18 protein-coding genes are annotated in these 16,978 nt (G+C 60.8%); 7 read left to right on the top strand and 11 right to left on the bottom strand.

Translation table 11 applies throughout. The features are described from left to right. Positions 1–158: 158 nt before the first annotated feature. On the bottom strand, positions 159–1,358 hold the full coding sequence (gene tyrS / locus B597_RS36370) for a tyrosine--tRNA ligase (protein WP_003296686.1): 1,200 nt from the start codon (positions 1,356–1,358) through the stop codon (positions 159–161). Between the two features lie 170 nt (positions 1,359–1,528). Here tyrS and B597_RS36365 point away from each other — a divergent pair, with 170 nt between their 5' ends. Beyond that, complete coding sequence (locus B597_RS36365) at positions 1,529–2,941, top strand: peptidoglycan DD-metalloendopeptidase family protein (protein ID WP_003296687.1); 1,413 nt, start codon at positions 1,529–1,531, stop codon at positions 2,939–2,941. Between the two features lie 2 nt (positions 2,942–2,943). Then, entirely contained in the window at positions 2,944–4,038 is a 1,095-nt protein-coding gene (locus tag B597_RS36360) for an anhydro-N-acetylmuramic acid kinase (RefSeq protein WP_003296688.1), read from the top strand. A 52-nt stretch (positions 4,039–4,090) separates the two neighbouring features. Here the strand turns inward: B597_RS36360 and erpA are convergent, their stop codons facing one another. After that, positions 4,091–4,441 carry an iron-sulfur cluster insertion protein ErpA gene (gene erpA, locus B597_RS36355; RefSeq protein WP_003296689.1) on the bottom strand — a complete coding sequence of 117 codons (351 nt, stop codon included), beginning with the start codon at positions 4,439–4,441 and terminating at the stop codon, positions 4,091–4,093. 112 nt (positions 4,442–4,553) lie between these two features. Beyond that, positions 4,554–5,588, bottom strand: coding sequence for an N-acetyl-gamma-glutamyl-phosphate reductase (gene argC / locus B597_RS36350; RefSeq protein WP_003296690.1), 1,035 nt, complete (start codon positions 5,586–5,588; stop codon positions 4,554–4,556). Positions 5,589–5,717: 129 nt separating this feature from the next. On the opposite strand from argC, the gene hemJ reads away from it, so the two are divergent. After that, complete coding sequence (gene hemJ / locus B597_RS36345; RefSeq protein ID WP_003296691.1) at positions 5,718–6,146, top strand: protoporphyrinogen oxidase HemJ; 429 nt, start codon at positions 5,718–5,720, stop codon at positions 6,144–6,146. Positions 6,147–6,265: 119 nt separating this feature from the next. Continuing rightward, on the top strand, positions 6,266–7,201 hold the full coding sequence (locus B597_RS36340) for a DUF805 domain-containing protein (protein WP_003296693.1): 936 nt from the start codon (positions 6,266–6,268) through the stop codon (positions 7,199–7,201). Between the two features lie 18 nt (positions 7,202–7,219). Here the strand turns inward: B597_RS36340 and B597_RS36335 are convergent, their stop codons facing one another. Beyond that, positions 7,220–8,698 carry an AAA family ATPase gene (locus B597_RS36335; RefSeq protein ID WP_003296694.1) on the bottom strand — a complete coding sequence of 493 codons (1,479 nt, stop codon included), beginning with the start codon at positions 8,696–8,698 and terminating at the stop codon, positions 7,220–7,222. Positions 8,699–8,775: 77 nt separating this feature from the next. On the opposite strand from B597_RS36335, the gene B597_RS36330 reads away from it, so the two are divergent. Together B597_RS36330 and coq7 are read left to right on the top strand one after the other, a co-directional pair. After that, a complete protein-coding gene (locus tag B597_RS36330; RefSeq protein ID WP_003296695.1) occupies positions 8,776–9,117 on the top strand; it encodes a histidine triad nucleotide-binding protein in 342 nt (113 codons plus the stop codon). 63 nt (positions 9,118–9,180) lie between these two features. Further along, the gene (coq7, locus tag B597_RS36325; RefSeq protein WP_003296696.1) at positions 9,181–9,828 is read left to right on the top strand and encodes a 2-polyprenyl-3-methyl-6-methoxy-1,4-benzoquinone monooxygenase; all 648 of its coding nucleotides are present in this window, start codon (positions 9,181–9,183) and stop codon (positions 9,826–9,828) included. 237 nt (positions 9,829–10,065) lie between these two features. Here coq7 and B597_RS36320 read toward each other — a convergent pair whose 3' ends face one another. Next, entirely contained in the window at positions 10,066–10,488 is a 423-nt protein-coding gene (locus B597_RS36320; protein ID WP_003296697.1) for an OsmC family protein, read from the bottom strand. Positions 10,489–10,700: 212 nt separating this feature from the next. Here B597_RS36320 and crp point away from each other — a divergent pair, with 212 nt between their 5' ends. Continuing rightward, positions 10,701–11,345 (top strand): cAMP-activated global transcriptional regulator CRP, encoded by a 645-nt coding sequence (gene crp, locus B597_RS36315; protein WP_003296698.1) that lies wholly within the window; start codon positions 10,701–10,703, stop codon positions 11,343–11,345. Positions 11,346–11,390: 45 nt separating this feature from the next. Here the strand turns inward: crp and trpC are convergent, their stop codons facing one another. The 6 genes from trpC to rpe all read right to left on the bottom strand — a co-directional run bounded on the left by trpC (position 11,391) and on the right by rpe (position 16,904). Beyond that, a complete protein-coding gene (gene trpC / locus B597_RS36310; RefSeq protein WP_003296700.1) occupies positions 11,391–12,227 on the bottom strand; it encodes an indole-3-glycerol phosphate synthase TrpC in 837 nt (278 codons plus the stop codon). Then, on the bottom strand, positions 12,224–13,270 hold the full coding sequence (gene trpD, locus B597_RS36305) for an anthranilate phosphoribosyltransferase (RefSeq protein WP_003296701.1): 1,047 nt from the start codon (positions 13,268–13,270) through the stop codon (positions 12,224–12,226). The genes trpC and trpD overlap by 4 nt, the downstream gene beginning before the upstream one ends. Further along, a complete protein-coding gene (locus B597_RS36300) occupies positions 13,270–13,863 on the bottom strand; it encodes an aminodeoxychorismate/anthranilate synthase component II (protein WP_024162105.1) in 594 nt (197 codons plus the stop codon). The genes trpD and B597_RS36300 overlap by 1 nt, the downstream gene beginning before the upstream one ends. A 2-nt stretch (positions 13,864–13,865) precedes the next feature. After that, entirely contained in the window at positions 13,866–15,350 is a 1,485-nt protein-coding gene (trpE, locus tag B597_RS36295; RefSeq protein WP_003296702.1) for an anthranilate synthase component I, read from the bottom strand. A gap of 181 nt (positions 15,351–15,531) precedes the next feature. Beyond that, positions 15,532–16,233: a phosphoglycolate phosphatase gene (locus B597_RS36290; protein ID WP_003296703.1), complete on the bottom strand. Its 702-nt coding sequence runs from the start codon at positions 16,231–16,233 to the stop codon at positions 15,532–15,534. Further along, a complete protein-coding gene (gene rpe / locus B597_RS36285; protein ID WP_003296704.1) occupies positions 16,230–16,904 on the bottom strand; it encodes a ribulose-phosphate 3-epimerase in 675 nt (224 codons plus the stop codon). Before rpe ends, B597_RS36290 begins: the two co-directional genes overlap by 4 nt. Positions 16,905–16,978 lie beyond the last annotated feature (74 nt).

Below are 16,978 nucleotides of genomic sequence, written 5' to 3'. Positions count from 1 at the left end.
ACCCTGTCAGCTCGGCGCATTCTACTCGAATCCGCCATCCGTGCAACCCTTTTTTTTCGCTAACCTTTTGATTTACAAGAGGTTTTGCTTAAGGACTGCGCCGGAAGTGGTGCGCATTATAGGGGCCTGAGAATCAACGTCAACCGTTTATTTCAGTTTTATTCCGTCGCCAGCACGATACGGGCAAACGACTTCTTACCCGCCTGGCAAACATGGACTGCGCCACGCTTGAACACAAAGCTACGATCTACGACCTGGCCATCAACGCGCACACCGCCAGAGTTCAGTAAGTCGCGGGCCATCGCAGCGTTCTTAACGAGCCCGGCCTTATTAAGAACGGATGCGATTGGCATATCCTCGTCAGACTGCAGCTCGATTTCTGGCAGATCTTCCGGGAGCTCGCCCTCTTTCATTCTATTGCCAGCCGATCGATGAGCGCTCGCCGCAGCCTCCTCCCCGTGAAAGCGAGCAACAATTTCCTCTGCCAACTTGATCTTGATGTCCCGAGGATTGGCCCCGCGCTCTACGTCGGCACGAAACTCCGCCACCTCCTCGATTGAGCGAAAGCTGAGCAGCTCAAAATATCGCCACATTAGCGCGTCAGGAATCGACACGAGCTTGCTGTACATAACGCCAGGCAGCTCTTGGATCCCGACATAATTGCCAAGCGACTTGGACATCTTCTTGACACCATCCAAGCCCTCAAGCAACGGCATGGTCACCACGCACTGGGACGCCTGCCCGTATACCCGCTGCAGCTCGCGCCCCATGAGAAGGTTGAATTTCTGATCCGTACCACCAAGCTCGACATCAGCCTTAAGCGCAACCGAGTCGTATCCCTGGACCAGCGGATAAAGGAACTCATGGATAGCGATGGGCTGATTGGTCGAGTAGCGCTTGCTAAAGTCGTCGCGCTCAAGCATTCGAGCTACTGTGTATTGCGAAGCTAGGCGAATGAAATCTGCCGGCTGCAGCCTGTCCATCCAAGACGAATTGAACGCCACCTCGGTCTTCGCCGGGTCCAAGATTTTGAAAACCTGGGTCTTGTAGGTTTCAGCGTTCTCAAGCACCTGATCTCGAGTCAATGGCGGCCTAGTCGCGCTTTTGCCGCTAGGGTCACCGATCATCCCGGTGAAATCCCCTATAAGAAAGATGACCTGATGACCCAGATCCTGAAACTGGCGCAGCTTATTAATGAGCACCGTATGCCCGAGATGGAGGTCGGGGGCAGTAGGATCGAATCCAGCCTTGACGCGCAAAGGCTCGCCTCGCTCAAGCTTGGCGACCAGCTCCGACTCGACGAGCACCTCATCAGCGCCCCGTTTGATCACCGACAGTTGCTCTTCAACCGATTTCATGGCATGCCCCGTACCATTTAATAAAGGGCAACAACCTTACAATATCGCGGCCCGAATACAAGCCACACCCCCCCTTACCAATCGGCAGTTCGGCCGTCCCAAGGGTTGCCTCCGGGGACCTTTGCTTATATTTTAGACAGTTATTTCCGTTCAAAAATGCCAGAAGCCGAATGATGCCTTCCAAATCAAAAGCTCCGAACTACCCCAAGAGCCATCTTCTGGCTGCCAGTGGTGTAGCTGCGCTGCTGAGCCTGGCTCTGCTCGTATTTCCATCACGCGAAGTCGAAGCCAAGAAGACCTTCATTGATCTCCAACTCGAATCATCTTCAGAGCAGTTCTCCGCCGCGCCCGAAGCCGATCCACAAAGCCCACCGGATTCGCCTTTTGCGCACACACCGGCGCCGGATGCATCGACAGAAGCCCAGCATGAAGCACCTTCTAATGAGCCAATAGCTCAGGCCTCAGTTCCCCAGGCGGACCCACAGACGAAGACCATAGTCGTAGCCAGTGGCGATACCTTGTCGACGGTGTTTGCCAAGATCGGCCTCCCCTCGTCAACCCTGCATGCGGTGCTCTCCAGCAGTAAGGAAGCCAAGCGTTTTTCCCGGCTGAAAGTGGGCCAAATGCTCGAATTCGGGCTGACCGAGCAAGGCGAACTGAAGAGCCTACGCAGCAAACTCAACAGCCTGGAAACTCTTGCGCTGGAGAAGACCTCTGACGGGTACGCTTTCAAAAAGGAGCAAATCAAACCGGAAGTCGGCACCGTCTATGCTCGCGGCGAAATCGACAGCAGCCTGTTTCTCGCTGCAAAGCAGGCCGGTCTTAGCCACAACCTGACGATGGACCTAGCCAATGTTTTCGGCTACGACATCGATTTCGCGCTCGACATTCGCAAGGGCGACAGTTTCGAGGTGATCTACGAAGAGAAAACCGTAGACGGCGAGCGCGTCGGAACCGGCAATATCCTTGCCGCGCGCTTTACCAACCGAGGCAAGACGTACTCGGCCGTTCGCTACACCAACAAGGATGGCGCGACCAGTTACTACAACGCAGACGGCACCAGCATGCGCAAGGCGTTCATCCGAACGCCGGTCGATTTCGCCAGGATCAGTTCCCGCTTCTCCAATGGCCGCAAGCATCCGATCCTGAACAAGATCCGGGCGCACAAAGGCGTCGATTATGCGGCTCCCCACGGGACGCCGATCAAGAGCGCGGGAGACGGCAAGGTGCTGCTTGCCGGGCGAAAAGGCGGCTACGGCAATACCGTGATCATCCAGCATGGCCATCGTTACCGAACCCTCTATGCACACATGCAGGGTTTTGCCAAAGGCGTGCGTAATGGATCGGCCGTCAAACAGGGTCAGATCATCGGCTACATCGGGACCACCGGCCTGTCCACCGGACCGCACCTACACTACGAGTTCCAGGTCGATGGCGTACATGTCGACCCACTCGGGCTGAAGCTGCCAATGGCTGACCCCATCGCCAAGGCCGAGAAGCAACGCTTCATGCAGCTAAGCCAACCACTGATGGCTCGCATGGACGAAGAAAAGGCCACCATGCTGGCTCTGAACAGGCAATAAGCATGCCCTTCTACCTTGGCGTGATGTCCGGTACCAGTCTGGATGGGCTGGACGTCGCCCTTGTCGAACAGAGCAGCAGCACCCGACTGCTGGCAACGCGCTTCGCATTGCTGCCAACGGCGCTTCGCCAGGAGCTGTTGGCGTTATGCTCTTCCGGGCAGGATGAGTTGGCTAGAGCGGCACTCGCCGAGCAACAGTGGGTGAGATTGACTGCGGAAACCATCGCCGAACTGCTGGACCAGCAGCAGATATCCCCGCGTGCAATACGCGCCATCGGCAGCCACGGACAAACCGTAAGACACGAACCACAACGCGGCTTCACGATCCAGATCGGCAATCCGGCGCTCCTGGCCGAACTGACCGGCATTACCGTCGTCGCCGACTTTCGCCGCCGCGATGTCGCTGCCGGCGGCCAGGGCGCTCCGCTGGTGCCTGCCTTCCACGAATCCCTCTTCGGGGGCGACGCGCAGCAAGCCCGGGCCGTTCTCAACGTCGGGGGATTCAGCAACCTCAGCCTGCTCTCCCCCGGTCAGCCGTCCTATGGTTTCGATTGCGGTCCGGGTAACGTGCTGATGGATGCCTGGACACAGCGGCATCTGGGCCAGCCTTTCGACCGCAACGGCGCCTGGGCAGCGAGCGGTGCAGTGAATCGGGAATTGCTGACCGCCATGCTCAGTGAGGCTTTTTTCACGGCCAGGGGTCCAAAGAGCACTGGACGTGAGCTGTTCAACCTGGATTGGCTCGATGCTCACCTCGAACACCGCAAGGGCTTGCACCCAGAGGACGTTCAGGCAACATTGCTCGAACTGACGGCCAGCAGTATCAGTGAGTCGCTCTTGGCGGCACAAGCCGATACCACGGAGCTGCTGGTGTGTGGCGGTGGCGCGCATAACACCACCCTGATGCATCGCTTACAGACACTGCTTGCGCAGTGTGAAGTCAAGAGCACGCAAGGTTACGGCGTTCCGCCGGACTGGGTCGAGGCAATGGCTTTCGCCTGGCTGGCCCACTGCTGCCTGGAAGGAATTCCGGCCAACCGCCCACAGGTCACCGGCGCTCGAGGCAGCCGAATCCTGGGTGCCATCTATCCGGCTTGAGGACAAATGAAAACGCCGTGCATCGCACGGCGTCTGGCACAGAACCGTAACGTCAGATGGAAAACGACTGGCCACATCCGCAAGTAGTCGTGGCATTCGGATTCTTGATGACGAAACGAGAGCCTTCCAGGCCTTCCTGGTAGTCGACCTCCGCACCAGCCAAGTACTGATAGCTCATGGGATCAACCACCAGACTGACGCCCTCCCGTTCGATCACGGTATCGTCATCGGCAATGTCTTCATCGAAAGTGAAGCCATATTGAAAACCCGAGCAGCCACCACCCGTGACGAAGACACGCAGCTTCAAGCGCGGGTTGCCTTCCTCATCGACGAGGCTCTTCACCTTGCTCGCAGCCCCCTGACTGAACTGGATGGCGGTGGGCGTGAAGGATTCGACACTCATTGGGTTCTCCTGGCGTGATACGCCCTACTGCATTGACGATGCATTATCGGCTTTCCTGACAAATCCGGTCAACTATTCAGCGCACCTTGGCCCGCAGCTCCGGAATGGAGCCTCAGGGTAGCAATGCGACATTGCCAAGCCCCAGCCGCTCGTCCAGGCCAAACAAGATATTCATGTTCTGGACGGCCTGACCTGACGCACCCTTGACCAGATTGTCGATCACCGAAAGCACGACCACCAAGTCTCCGCCCTGAGGCCGATGGACGGCAATACGGCAGACATTTGCCCCGCGAACGCTGCGCGTCTCCGGATGACTTCCAGCAGGCATCACGTCCACAAAGGGCTCATCGGCATAGCGCTGCTCGTAAAGCCGCTGAAGATCGACCGAAGTATCGGCGACAGTCGCATACAGCGTTGCATGGATGCCTCGAATCATTGGTGTCAGATGTGGAACGAAGGTCAACCCGACATCAAGGTTGGCCGCACGGCGCAATCCCTGACTGATCTCAGGGAGATGCCGGTGCCCCTTGACGGCATAGGCCATCATGCTTTCACCTGCCTCAGCGAACAACGACCCGATCTTTGCCGCGCGACCGGCACCGCTAACGCCCGACTTGCAATCAGCAATCAGGCGTGACGTATCGGCCAGCCCACGCTCGAGCAAAGGGATAAAGCCAAGCTGCGTCGCAGTTGGATAGCAGCCAGGAACGGCAATGAGCCGCGCCTTTCTGATTTGCTCACGATTGACTTCAGGCAAACCGTACACAGCCTCCGGAAGCAACTCAGGGGCACCGTGGGGCTGGCCATACCATTTGGCCCACTCTTCGGCATCCTGCAGACGGAAATCGGCCGATAGATCGATTACGCGGGTGCCGGCCGCCAGCAACTCAGCAGCCAGTGCATGGGCCACGCCGTGGGGTGTTGCGAAGAACACGACATCGCAGCTACCCAGCGTAGCCGCATCCGGCACACTGAATGCCAGGCCGTCGTAGTGGCCCCGCAGATTGGGATACATGTCGGTGACTTTCACGCCGTTCTCGGAGCGTGAGGTTATGACCGCCACTTCGGCCTGCGGATGCTGAGCAAGTAGGCGCAGCAACTCGACGCCCGTATAGCCTGTGCCGCCAACGATACCGACCTTGATCATGACCTACCCTCAACTGACAACGTAAAAGCGCGATGATAAAGCTGCTTGGAGCTCGGGCCAACCGCCGGGATGACGGAGCCCATCCCAGCCACTACTATCGACGCCATTCGCCCCTCAAGGATTCAATCAATGCTCTACCTCTGGCTCAAAGCGCTGCACATCATCGCCGTCGTCTGCTGGTTTGCCGGCCTGTTCTATCTACCACGCCTGTTCGTCTATCACGCGATGAGCGACGATCAGCCGAGCAGGGAGCGCTTCAAGGTCATGGAGCGCAAGCTTTATCGCGGCATCATGCTGCCCTCGATGATTGCCACGCTGGTGTTCGGGGTATGGATGATTGCGCTCAATCCAGGCCTGTTCGGTACTGGCGGCTGGCTCCACGCGAAACTGAGCCTGGTACTTGTGTTGATCGGCTATCACCACATGTGCGGCGCTCAACTCAAGCGCTTTGCCCGTGACGAGAACGCTCGCAGTCACGTGTTCTACCGCTGGTTCAACGAAGTGCCGGTTCTTTTCCTGCTCGCCATCGTGATTCTGGTTGTCGTCAGGCCCTTCTGATCCGGCGTGGGCCAGAAGGATTTTGCTGGCCCGTTCGACTACTGCTCGAAGCGCCTTGTTTCGGCCAGGCAAGCCCTCTACCCTCTCGACCGATATCGACCCTGTGACATGGACGCCACATGCAGGAAACTCAGTTCAAGATCGTCTTCAACGGCGAGCTCGTATCCGGAATAGCGTTGCAAACCGTCAAGGACAATCTCGCAGCACTATTCAAGACCGACGCCACCAAGATCGAGCGGCTGTTCGATGGCCAAGCGACGGTGATCAAGAGCAAGCTCGACAGCGCCGAGGCGGACAGATACCTGGCCGCACTGCTGCGCGCCGGCGCCCGGGCCTACAAGACGCCGGAGCGCCCGGACCCGCCGCTGTGCCTGGCACAGACGGAGGAAGAGGCCACAGCGCTGGCCGCTCAGACTGAAGCCACCCCCATGGCCTGCCCCAAATGCGGTCATACGCAGCCGCAGTCCACTAGCTGCCGGGCATGCGGGATCGTTATCGAAAAATACCTGGCCCGACAGGCGCCGCCACCCAGCGGCACGACGCCGGCTGCCGCAGCGGCATCGCCCTATGCGCCGCCCTCCGCAGAAGTTGGCGAGCCCATGCCAGTGCATGGCCAGCTCAGACCATTCTCGGTGACGGGACGCATCGGGCGTTTGCGTTATCTCGCCTGGTCGCTGGTCGCCGTGTGCGCTGCGGTGGGGCTGTTGGGCGTCGCCGCGATCATCATGGCGATGTCCGGCATTGCCGGATTCGTCTGCATCGGCCTGATCGGCATGGCCTGGATGGTGGTCAATGTGCAGCTCGGTGTGCAACGACTGCACGACTTCGGCTGGTCCGGCTGGCTTATCCTGCTGAATCTGGTACCGCTGGTCGGCAGCCTGTTCCCCTTCGTCATGCTGCTGGTGCCGGGAAACCGCGACGTCAATCGCTATGGATCTCCTCCGCCACCCAACAGCCGAGCCGTCAAGGTCCTCGCGCTGCTTTGGCTGGTGCTCATCGTAGCCGTTCTGGTGGCAGCCCCCGCGCTGATGGATCTGCGCCCCGGCACCCGCTGATAGTGCCGGACGTTGCGGTCAGCCGGCCTGAACAGTGCGGCCACGAGCCCATTGCCGCAGCGCAGCGAGATCCTCGGCCATCACCACCGACAGCGGCGACGTCCCGCGAATGCACTCCACCAGCATCGCCTGGTCGATTGGCCGTTGCTGGGCCTGTCCGGCATAGACAGCACTGACCACCACCTGCTCGATCTCGGCTCCGGAAAAGCCATCACTGGCCTCGGCCAGCGCCGTAAGTTCCAGATCATCGACGGCAAGCTCGCGCCGCTCAAGATGAATGCGGAATATCTCGGTGCGTGTGGGCTGGTCTGGTAGATCAATGAAAAAAAGCTCGTCGAAACGCCCCTTGCGCAAGAGCTCCGGAGGTAATCGATCGATTGCATTCGCGGTAGCAACCATGAAGACCGGGGCCGTTCGCTCGGCCATCCAAGTCAGCAAGGTGCCCAGCACCCGCTGACTCACTCCGCCATCCATATCGCCGCTCGCCAGCCCTTTCTCGATCTCGTCCATCCACAACACGCAAGGGGCCATTTGCTCCGCCAAGGCCAGAGCTTCCCGCAGATTGCGCTCCGTTTCGCCAAAATACTTGTTGTACAGGCAAGCGAAATCCAGCCGCAGCAACGGCAATCCCCACAATCCCGCTACAGCCTTGGCAGCCAGGCTTTTGCCACCTCCCTGAACGCCAACCAGCATGACCCCCCGCGGCCAGTCATCACCCCGTGCAGACAGAAAGGCGCCTTGCCGCTCTGCCAACCAACGCTTGAAGTTAGCCAGGCCGCCCACCTCGGCGAAGCGGGCAGTCTGGTATTCGAAACCCAGCACCGCACCGAGATCCAGCAGCTGAAACTTGCTGCGATTGAGCTCCGGCAGATCTTCCTGTGTGATGGCGCCGTCATCGCAGATCACGTTTCGCGCCAGAGTGCGCGCCTCCGCGTGACTCAAGCCACGAAGATTCTTCACCACCTGCTGCAGCGTGCGGTTGTCCGTACGCACCCGCGCTGCGCGGTTGCGCTCGCTCCAGCGGGCTGCTTCTTCGCGGACGATGGCAAGCAACTCTTCATCGGCCGGCAGAGAAAGGCTGAATCGTGCCGAATAGCGTTGTACCTCCGGCGGCAGCTTCAGCGCGTGGGAAACCAGCACAAGGGTGGGTGCGCAAGACGCCTCGTTCATTGCGATGTCCTTGAGCAGCCGGACCAGACGAGGCTCGTCGAGAAACGGGTGCAGATCGCAGAACACATAGAGGTTGGCAAGCGGGTCGTGCTTCACCAACCTCAGCGCGACCTCCGGCTTGCAGCTATCCTCCCCGCCCTGCAGCTCTCCAGTAAATCCCAGGCGCCGCAGGCCGTCGCTCGCTGACCAGACAGACAACCCCGTCCCCTGCCGGACGGCCAGCCCACTCAGCGTTTCGAGCACCCTGCGCTCGTCCCAGGACTCGACCAGCACCAGCTTCACCCTGGACTCCAGGACCAGGCCCAGATCATGTATATCGTTCCTCACATCACCTCCCTGTGCAGACTCACTTCGGCACGGATGCCCTGATACACTGTGCGCCCGATCTCTCCCGGAGAACTGCCATGGATTGTCTGTTTTGCAAGATCGTGGCCGGGGATATCCCCGCGCGCAAGCTTTACGAGGACGATCAGGTCATCGCCTTCCACGACATCGCCGCCCAGGCCCCGGTTCACTTCCTGGTCATTCCCAAAAAACACATTGCCACCTTGCACGACCTGCACGAGGAAGATGACAAGGCATTGGCTGGACACATCCTCTTCACCGCTCAGCGTCTGGCTGAAGAGCAAGGCTGCCAGGACGGCTTTCGGGTGGTGATGAACTGCAACGACCTGGGTGGCCAGACGGTTCACCACATCCATATGCACGTACTCGGGCAACGTCAGATGCATTGGCCACCCGGCTGACAGCTACACTCTTACAGCCGCCACATCACTACCTGTCACCGGTTTCGTCTCTCCGGAGGAAACATGCTCAGCCAACGTCACTATTCCCCAGCCGACCGCCTGTTGATGCAGGCTGACGCTGCGCTACGTACATTGCTACCGTTCAGCGGGCAGCCATCGCGGCCTTCTCCTGCCGTACTGAAGAACGAAACAGAGCTCAGCGAAAGCGAAACCCGGCACGTGGCGGGTCTGATGCGGATCAATCACACGGGGGAAGTCTGCGCCCAGGCGCTGTATCAAGGTCAGGCCCTGACGGCACGACTGCCGCAGGTGCGTCAGGCAATGGAGCACGCCGCCGATGAAGAGATCGACCATCTGGCCTGGTGCGAGCAGCGCATCCGCCAGCTGGGTAGCCATACCAGCGTGCTCAACCCCTTGTTCTACGGGTTGTCGTTCGGTATCGGCGCCTCTGCCGGCCTGGTCAGCGATCGCATCAGCCTGGGCTTCGTCGCAGCCACAGAAGATCAGGTCTGCAAGCATCTGGACGAGCACCTTGGCCAACTGCCAGCCAGCGATGAAAAGTCCCGTGCGATTCTCGAGCAGATGCGTGAAGACGAGGCGCAGCATTCAACGGCAGCGCTGGAAGCGGGCGGTCTGCGTTTCCCGGCACCGGTCAAGTTCGGCATGAGTCTGATGGCCAAAGTCATGACCAAGGCAACCTATCGGATCTGATACGACTACCCGAGCACACCACAAAGGGCGCCGAAGCGCCCTTTGGTTACCGCCAATGCGGCATACGACGGTGCATAGCCTGGCATCGATATCTCGGTATCCCTTGACGCAGACGCTCACCGCCCAGCTTGCGCAATTGCAGCGGTGAATTGCGGGCCGCATCCGAACAGGTAGTTCTCCGTTAGCCCTACGCACCAGTCATCTGACATCTGAATGCTTTCAGGCTTGCCCTTGCAGTTAATCGAGCTCGACGATTTCATATGCGTGGGTAATCTCGACGCCGGCGCGTCCGAGCATGATGGACGCCGAGCAATACTTCTCGGCCGAGAGCTCCACGGCCCGCTTGACCTGCGCCTCCTTCAGCCCGCGTCCCTTGACGACAAATCGCAGGTGGATCCGGGTGAACACCTTCGGATCTTCCGAGGCTCGCTCGGCCTCGACGAAGGCTTCGCAACTGTCCACAGCCTGGCGAGACTTCTTCAGAATGCTGACCACATCGAAGTTGCTGCAGCCGCCGAGCCCCAGTAGAAGCATCTCCATCGGGCGCACACCGAGATTGCGGCCGCCACTCTCGGGCGGGCCATCCATCACAACCACGTGGCCGCTGCCGGACTCGCCCAGAAACATTGCGCCGTCGACCCATTGAATGCGCGCTTTCATCGCCAACTCCATAGAAAACAGGACGAATAGCTTACCACGGGGCTCTGGATTGGCCTCGGCCACGTACGCGACTAAAGGTGCCTTGACCCAAGCGTTTCGATTGTCGCAACTTGTCGCCCGTCTATCTTCGTCTGTTAAGCTGGCTACAGCTGAATGACAGCACATATAACAATAATCAGCCCTTATCGAGTACTTATTCCGGGACCCACAGCATGGTAGCTATATCTCTTACGCCCAAGATAAAGAATATCGACAAGCTGCTTGCGCACTGCCATAGACGGCGGTACACGGCAAAAAGCACCATTATTTATGCTGGCGACCGATGCGAGTCGCTGTTTTTCATCGTCAAAGGCTCGGTCACCATTCTCATCGAGGATGACGACGGCCGTGAAATGATCATTGCTTACCTGAACGCCGGCGACTTCTTCGGAGAGATGGGGCTTTTCGAGAAGGAAGGTACGGAAAAGGAGCGCAGCGCCTGGGTCCGCGCGAAGACAGAATGCGAAGTGGCGGAACTGAGTTATGCAAAATTTCGCGAGCTGACCCAGCAGGACCCGGACATCCTGTACGCGCTCGGCAGCCAGATGGCCGAACGCCTGCGCAACACTACCCGCAAGGTCGGCGACCTGGCTTTCCTCGATGTGACCGGCCGAGTGGCCCGCACGCTGCTGGATCTGTGCAAGCAGCCAGACGCCATGACCCATCCGGACGGCATGCAGATCAAGATCACCCGGCAGGAAATCGGCCGCATCGTCGGCTGCTCCCGCGAGATGGTTGGCCGCGTGCTCAAGAGCCTGGAATCCCAGGGGCTTGTCTACGTCAAGGGCAAGACCATGGTGGTGTTCGGCACACGCTGAAACCGACCGGCCCGCCTGCCGGCGCAACGCGGGCGGGCGCGCTCATTACTGCGGGTCGGCCGCCACCACACGGCCCCGGGCGCGGTCGGGATAGAACAGGCGCTGCAACTCGGCACCCGGCTGCTCGGCGCGCATGAACGCCTCGCCAACCAGAAACGCGTAGACCTGGTTGATTTCCATCAGCTCCACATCGGCGCGATTGAGAATGCCGCTTTCGGTGACGACCAGACGATCCTTCGGAATCCGCGGAAGCAGATCCAGCGTCGTTTCCAGGCTTACCTCGAATGTATGCAGGTTGCGGTTGTTGATGCCCACCAGAGGTGTGTCCAGTCGCAATGCTCGCTCCAGCTCTTCGCCGTCATGCACCTCGACCAGCACATCCAGCCCCTGCTCCGCGGCTACCGCCGCAAGTTCGTGCATACGCGCATCGTCCAGCGCCGCGACGATCAGCAGGATGCAGTCGGCACCGAGCGCGCGCGCCTCGACGACCTGGTAGGGGTCGATCATGAAGTCCTTGCGAATGACCGGCAGAGAGCAGGCTGCACGTGCCTGCTGCAGGTAGGCATCGGCGCCCTGGAAGAAGTCGATATCGGTCAGCACCGACAGACAGGTCGCGCCGCCTGCTTCGTAGCTGGCGGCGATTTCCGCCGGCAGAAAAGGATCACGAATGACACCTTTGCTCGGAGATGCCTTCTTCACCTCGGCGATGACGGCCGCCTCCTTGTCATGTACCCGTCGCTGCAGCGCCGCGGCGAAGCCACGAACCGGATCGGCTACAGCCGCGCGCTGCTCGAGCTCACTCAGCCCGACCTGGCGACTGCGCTGGGCAACCTCCTCGAACTTGCGCGCGATGATTTTTTCCAGCACGGTCGGCACGCTCATTGCTGATTCTCCTGCTTGAACACTGCGGTAAAGGAAACCAGTTCCTCCAGCTTGTCACGCGCCAGCCCCGTGCTGATCGCATCGTGTGCCATCTCGACACCCTGTTTCAGGCTGCTCGCCAGATCGGCGGCATACAGGGCAGCGCCTGCGTTGAGCACGATCATGTCGGCCGCCTTCTGACCATTTTCGCTCTGCCTGCGCCCCAACGCATCGCGGATCAGGGCCAGCGAGCCCTGGGCATCCTCGACGTCGAGCCCGATGAGGCTCTGGCTCTTGATGCCGAAATCCTCCGGCTGGATGCTGTATTCGCGGATTTCGCCATCCTTTAGCTCGGCCACGAACGTTGGCGCCGCCAGGCTGATCTCGTCCAGGCCGTCCTGTGCGTGCACGACCAGCACATGCTTGCTACCCAGGCGCAAAAGGACTTCGGCCATTGGCCGGCACAGCGCCTTGCTGAAGACACCGAGCACCTGATGGCGTACACCGGCCGGATTGGACATGGGACCGAGGATGTTGAACAGCGTGCGCAGACCCAATTCGCGTCGTGGGCCGGCTGCATGCTTCATGGCGCCATGATGAGCCGGGGCGAACATGAAGCCGACGCCCACCGTATCGACGCTGCGCGCCACCTGTTCGGGCGTCAGGTCGAGGAAAACCCCGGCCGCCTCGAGCAGATCGGCGCTGCCGCTCTTGCCGGACACCGCCCGATTGCCGTGCTTGGCGACCTTGCCGCCAGCCGCAGCGACGACGAACGAAGCGGCTGTCGACACGTTGAAGATATTCATCCCATCGCCACCCGTGCCGCAGGTGTCGACCAGCTTGTCCGTATCGAAGCGCACCGGTTCGGCCAGTTCCCGCATCACCTGCACGGCACCGACGATCTCGTCGATGGTTTCGCTCTTCATGCGCATGCCCATGAGGAACGCACCGATCTGAGCGTCCGTGCACTGGCCGGTCATGATCTGCCGCATGACCGCCTGCATTTCCTCGGTGCTCAGATCAAGCTGGCCGACGATGCGGTTGAGGGCTTCCTTGATATTCATCAGCGCACGCCTCCGGTCTGCTTCAAAAAGTTCGCGAACAGTTCGTGGCCCTGCTCGGTGAGTATCGACTCTGGGTGGAACTGCACGCCTTCGACGTTCAGCGTCCGGTGGCGCAGGCCCATGATCTCGTCCACCGAGCCATCGTCCAGTTGGGTCCAGGCGGTGACCTCCAGACACTCAGGCAGGCTTTCGCGCTTGACCACCAGCGAGTGATAGCGCGTGACCTTGAGCGGATTGTTCAGGCCGGCGAAGACGCCCTGATCATGATGGAACACCGGGCTGGTCTTGCCGTGCATGGCCTGCCGGGCACGCACCACGTCGCCGCCGAATGCCTGACCGATGCTCTGATGCCCCAGACACACACCCAGAATCGGCAACTTGCCGGCGAAATGGCGGATCAGGTCCAGCGACACGCCCGCCTCGTTCGGCGTGCATGGCCCTGGCGAGACGACGATGCGTTCCGGCTGCAGCGCCTCGATCTCGGCCACGCTGAGCTCGTCGTTGCGCACCACTTTGACGTCCGCGCCCAACTCGCCGAGGTATTGCACGACGTTGTAGGTGAAGGAGTCGTAGTTATCTAGCATCAACAGCATGATCAGTTCTCCTGCTGGTCGCGTTCGGCCAGGGCCACCGCGCGGAACATCGCGCGGCGCTTGTTGAGCGTTTCTTCCCATTCCAGCGCTGGCTGCGAGTCGGCAACGATCCCGGCACCGGCCTGCACATGCAGCTCGCCGTCCTTGATCACCGCGGTACGGATGGCAATCGCGGTATCCATGTTGCCGTTCCAGGCCAGATAGCCGACGGCACCGCCGTAGACGCCGCGCTTGACCGGTTCCAGCTCGTCGATGATCTCCATCGCGCGGATCTTCGGCGCACCGGAGAGTGTGCCGGCAGGCAGGATCGCACGCAGTGCATCCATCGCCGACAACGGAGCTTTCAACTGGCCGGTGACGTTGGAAACGATATGCATCACGTTGGAATAACGCTCGATAACCATCTGCTCGGTGACCCTGACCGTCCCGGTCTCCGCCACCCGCCCGACATCATTGCGCCCCAGGTCGATCAGCATCAGGTGCTCGGCCAGCTCCTTGGCATCGGACAACAGGTCCTTCTCCAGCACCAGATCCGCCTCCTCGGTGGCGCCGCGCGGACGCGTGCCGGCGATCGGCCGCACCGTGACCAGGCCGTCCTCGACGCGCACCAGCACCTCCGGCGACGAACCGACCACGTGGAAATCGCCAAAGTTGAAGAAGTACATGTAGGGCGTCGGATTGAAGCAGCGCAGCGCACGATAGAGGTCGATCGGTGCAGCCTTGAAGGGAATCGACATACGCTGGGAGATCACCACCTGCATGCAGTCGCCGGCGAGGATGTACTCCTTGATGCGGCGTACGGCCTGCTCGAAATCCTCGTGGCTGAAGCTGGAGCGGAACGCGGGCTCGGCGCCATTGCTCTTTTCGAAATCCAGCCCCAGGCGCGGCGCAATCGGCTGGCGAAGCTTTTCACGCAGCGCTTTCAAGCGGGCCAGGCCCGTCTCGTAGGCTTGCGGCTGCGCCGGATCGACCAGGACGATGCAGTGCAGCTTGCCAGCCAGGTTGTCGAATACCACCACCGCGTCGGAAACCATCAACAGGATATCCGGCGTGCCCAGCGGATCGGGGTTGGGGCAGCCGCCAAGCTTGCGCTCGACGTAGCGCACACTGTCGTAGCCGAAATAGCCCACCAGGCCGCCATTGAAACGCGACAGTCCTTCGACCGGCGCGACGCGATAGCGTTGCTGGAACGTCTCGACGAAGCCCAGCGGGTCTTCGACCTGGAGGCTCTCGGTTTCATTGCCATCGACGCTCACACGTACCTGGTTGCCATCTACCCGCAGCACGGTGCGGCACGGCAGGCCGATGATCGAATAGCGGCCCCACTTCTCCCCGCCCTGTACCGATTCGAGCAGGTAGGAGTTCGGCGCGTCGGCCAGTTTCAGATAGAGCGACAGCGGCGTATCGAAGTCGGCAAGCGTTTCGAACGACAGGGGGATGCGGTTATGGCCTTCGGCGGCCAAACGCAGGAATTCTTCGCGGGTCATGTCAGCCTCGTGGTCTTGAGGAGGTTTCGATCAAACAACGGCAAACGCGCCGGCCGGGCCGGCAGAGAAAGTCAGGCGCGCCAGCGCCAACGGGCCAGGGCCTTGATGACTTTCATCCATTGTTTGCGGGTAATTACCACGAGCTGATCTCTTCGGCGGGGCAAAAAAGAGTTCGGCCACACTAGCGCAGCCCCGTATCCGACGCAACCAGCAGCCGCAGGTCATCCAGCACCAGATCGGGTCGCTCGTCTTCGATTGGCCGGCCATGGTTGTAGCCGTAGCTCAGCCCGACACAAGGCACGCCAGCCGCCTGTGCGGCCTGCACGTCATTGCGCGAATCACCGATGAACAGCGATTCGGCCGGCGCCACGCCGACCTTGTCCATCACCCAGAAAAGAGCTGCCGGATCGGGCTTCTGTTGCGGCAGCGTATCGCCACCGACCAACCAGCCGAAGTAACCGCCCAAGCCCTTCTCGTCCAGCAGTGGCGCAACGAACTGCGCCGGCTTGTTGGTGATCACGGCGAGCGCCACATTCCGCGCTGCCAGCCAGTCCAGGCATTCGCGCACACCAGGGTAGACGGTGGTCAGCGCATGCCCCCCGGCATAGGCCTGCATGAACAGCGCCAGCGCCGCGTCGGTCTCGTCCTCGTCGACCCCGGCATGTTCGTAGCGGCCGGCCAGGGCACGACGCACCAGCACGCGCGAGCCGTTACCGACCCAGTCGCGCACCCGCTCCACACCGGCGGGCGGGCGGCCCAGCAGCATCAGCATCTTGTCGACGGCGGCGGCCAGGTCCGGCACCGAGTCCATCAGGGTACCGTCGAGATCGAACATCACCAGGCGCGGCAGCTTGCCGCCACACAACTGCTCGATGCGGCTCATGGGCGGGCCAGCGCCAGTTCGGCGCGCATCTGGTCGATCACCGCCTTGTAATCCGGCTGGTTGAAGATCGCCGAGCCGGCGACGAAGGTGTCGGCACCCGCCGCCGCAATTTCGCGAATATTGTTCGGATTGACGCCACCGTCGATCTCCAGGCGGATCTCACGGCCGCTGGCATCGATCAGCGCACGCGCCTCGCGCAGCTTGTCCAGCGTGCCGGGAATGAACTTCTGCCCGCCGAAACCGGGGTTGACGCTCATCAGCAGGACCATGTCGATCTTGTCCATGACGTACTTGAGCACGTCCAGCGGCGTAGCCGGATTGAACACCAGGCCAGCCTTGGCACCGCCATCCTTGATCAGCTGCAGCGAACGATCGATGTGATCCGAAGCCTCTGGGTGAAAGGTGATGTAGCTGGCGCCGGCTTCGAGGAAGTCGCCGATCATGCGATCCACCGGGCGGACCATCAGGTGCACGTCGATGGGTGCGCTGACGCCGTGCTTGCGCAGCGCCGAGCAGACCATCGGGCCGATGGTCAGGTTAGGGACGTAGTGGTTGTCCATGACGTCGAAGTGGACGATGTCGGCGCCGGCGGCGAGCACGTTGTCCACTTCCTCACCCAGGCGGGCGAAATTGGCGGAAAGGATGGAGGGGGCGATGGCGAACGGCTGCATGACGACCTCGGTAGCACGGCGGAATGCCGCGCATTGTAACCGAGGGCCGCGGTTGCGGCGCGCCTGAAGTCCGT

The sequence above is a fragment of the Stutzerimonas stutzeri KOS6 genome (assembly GCF_000307775.2).
In the GTDB taxonomy this organism is placed as follows: Bacteria; Pseudomonadota; Gammaproteobacteria; order Pseudomonadales; family Pseudomonadaceae; genus Stutzerimonas; species Stutzerimonas stutzeri_B.
The sequence above is the reverse complement of the archived record's forward strand: the minus strand, read 5'-3'. Positions and strand labels throughout refer to the sequence as shown.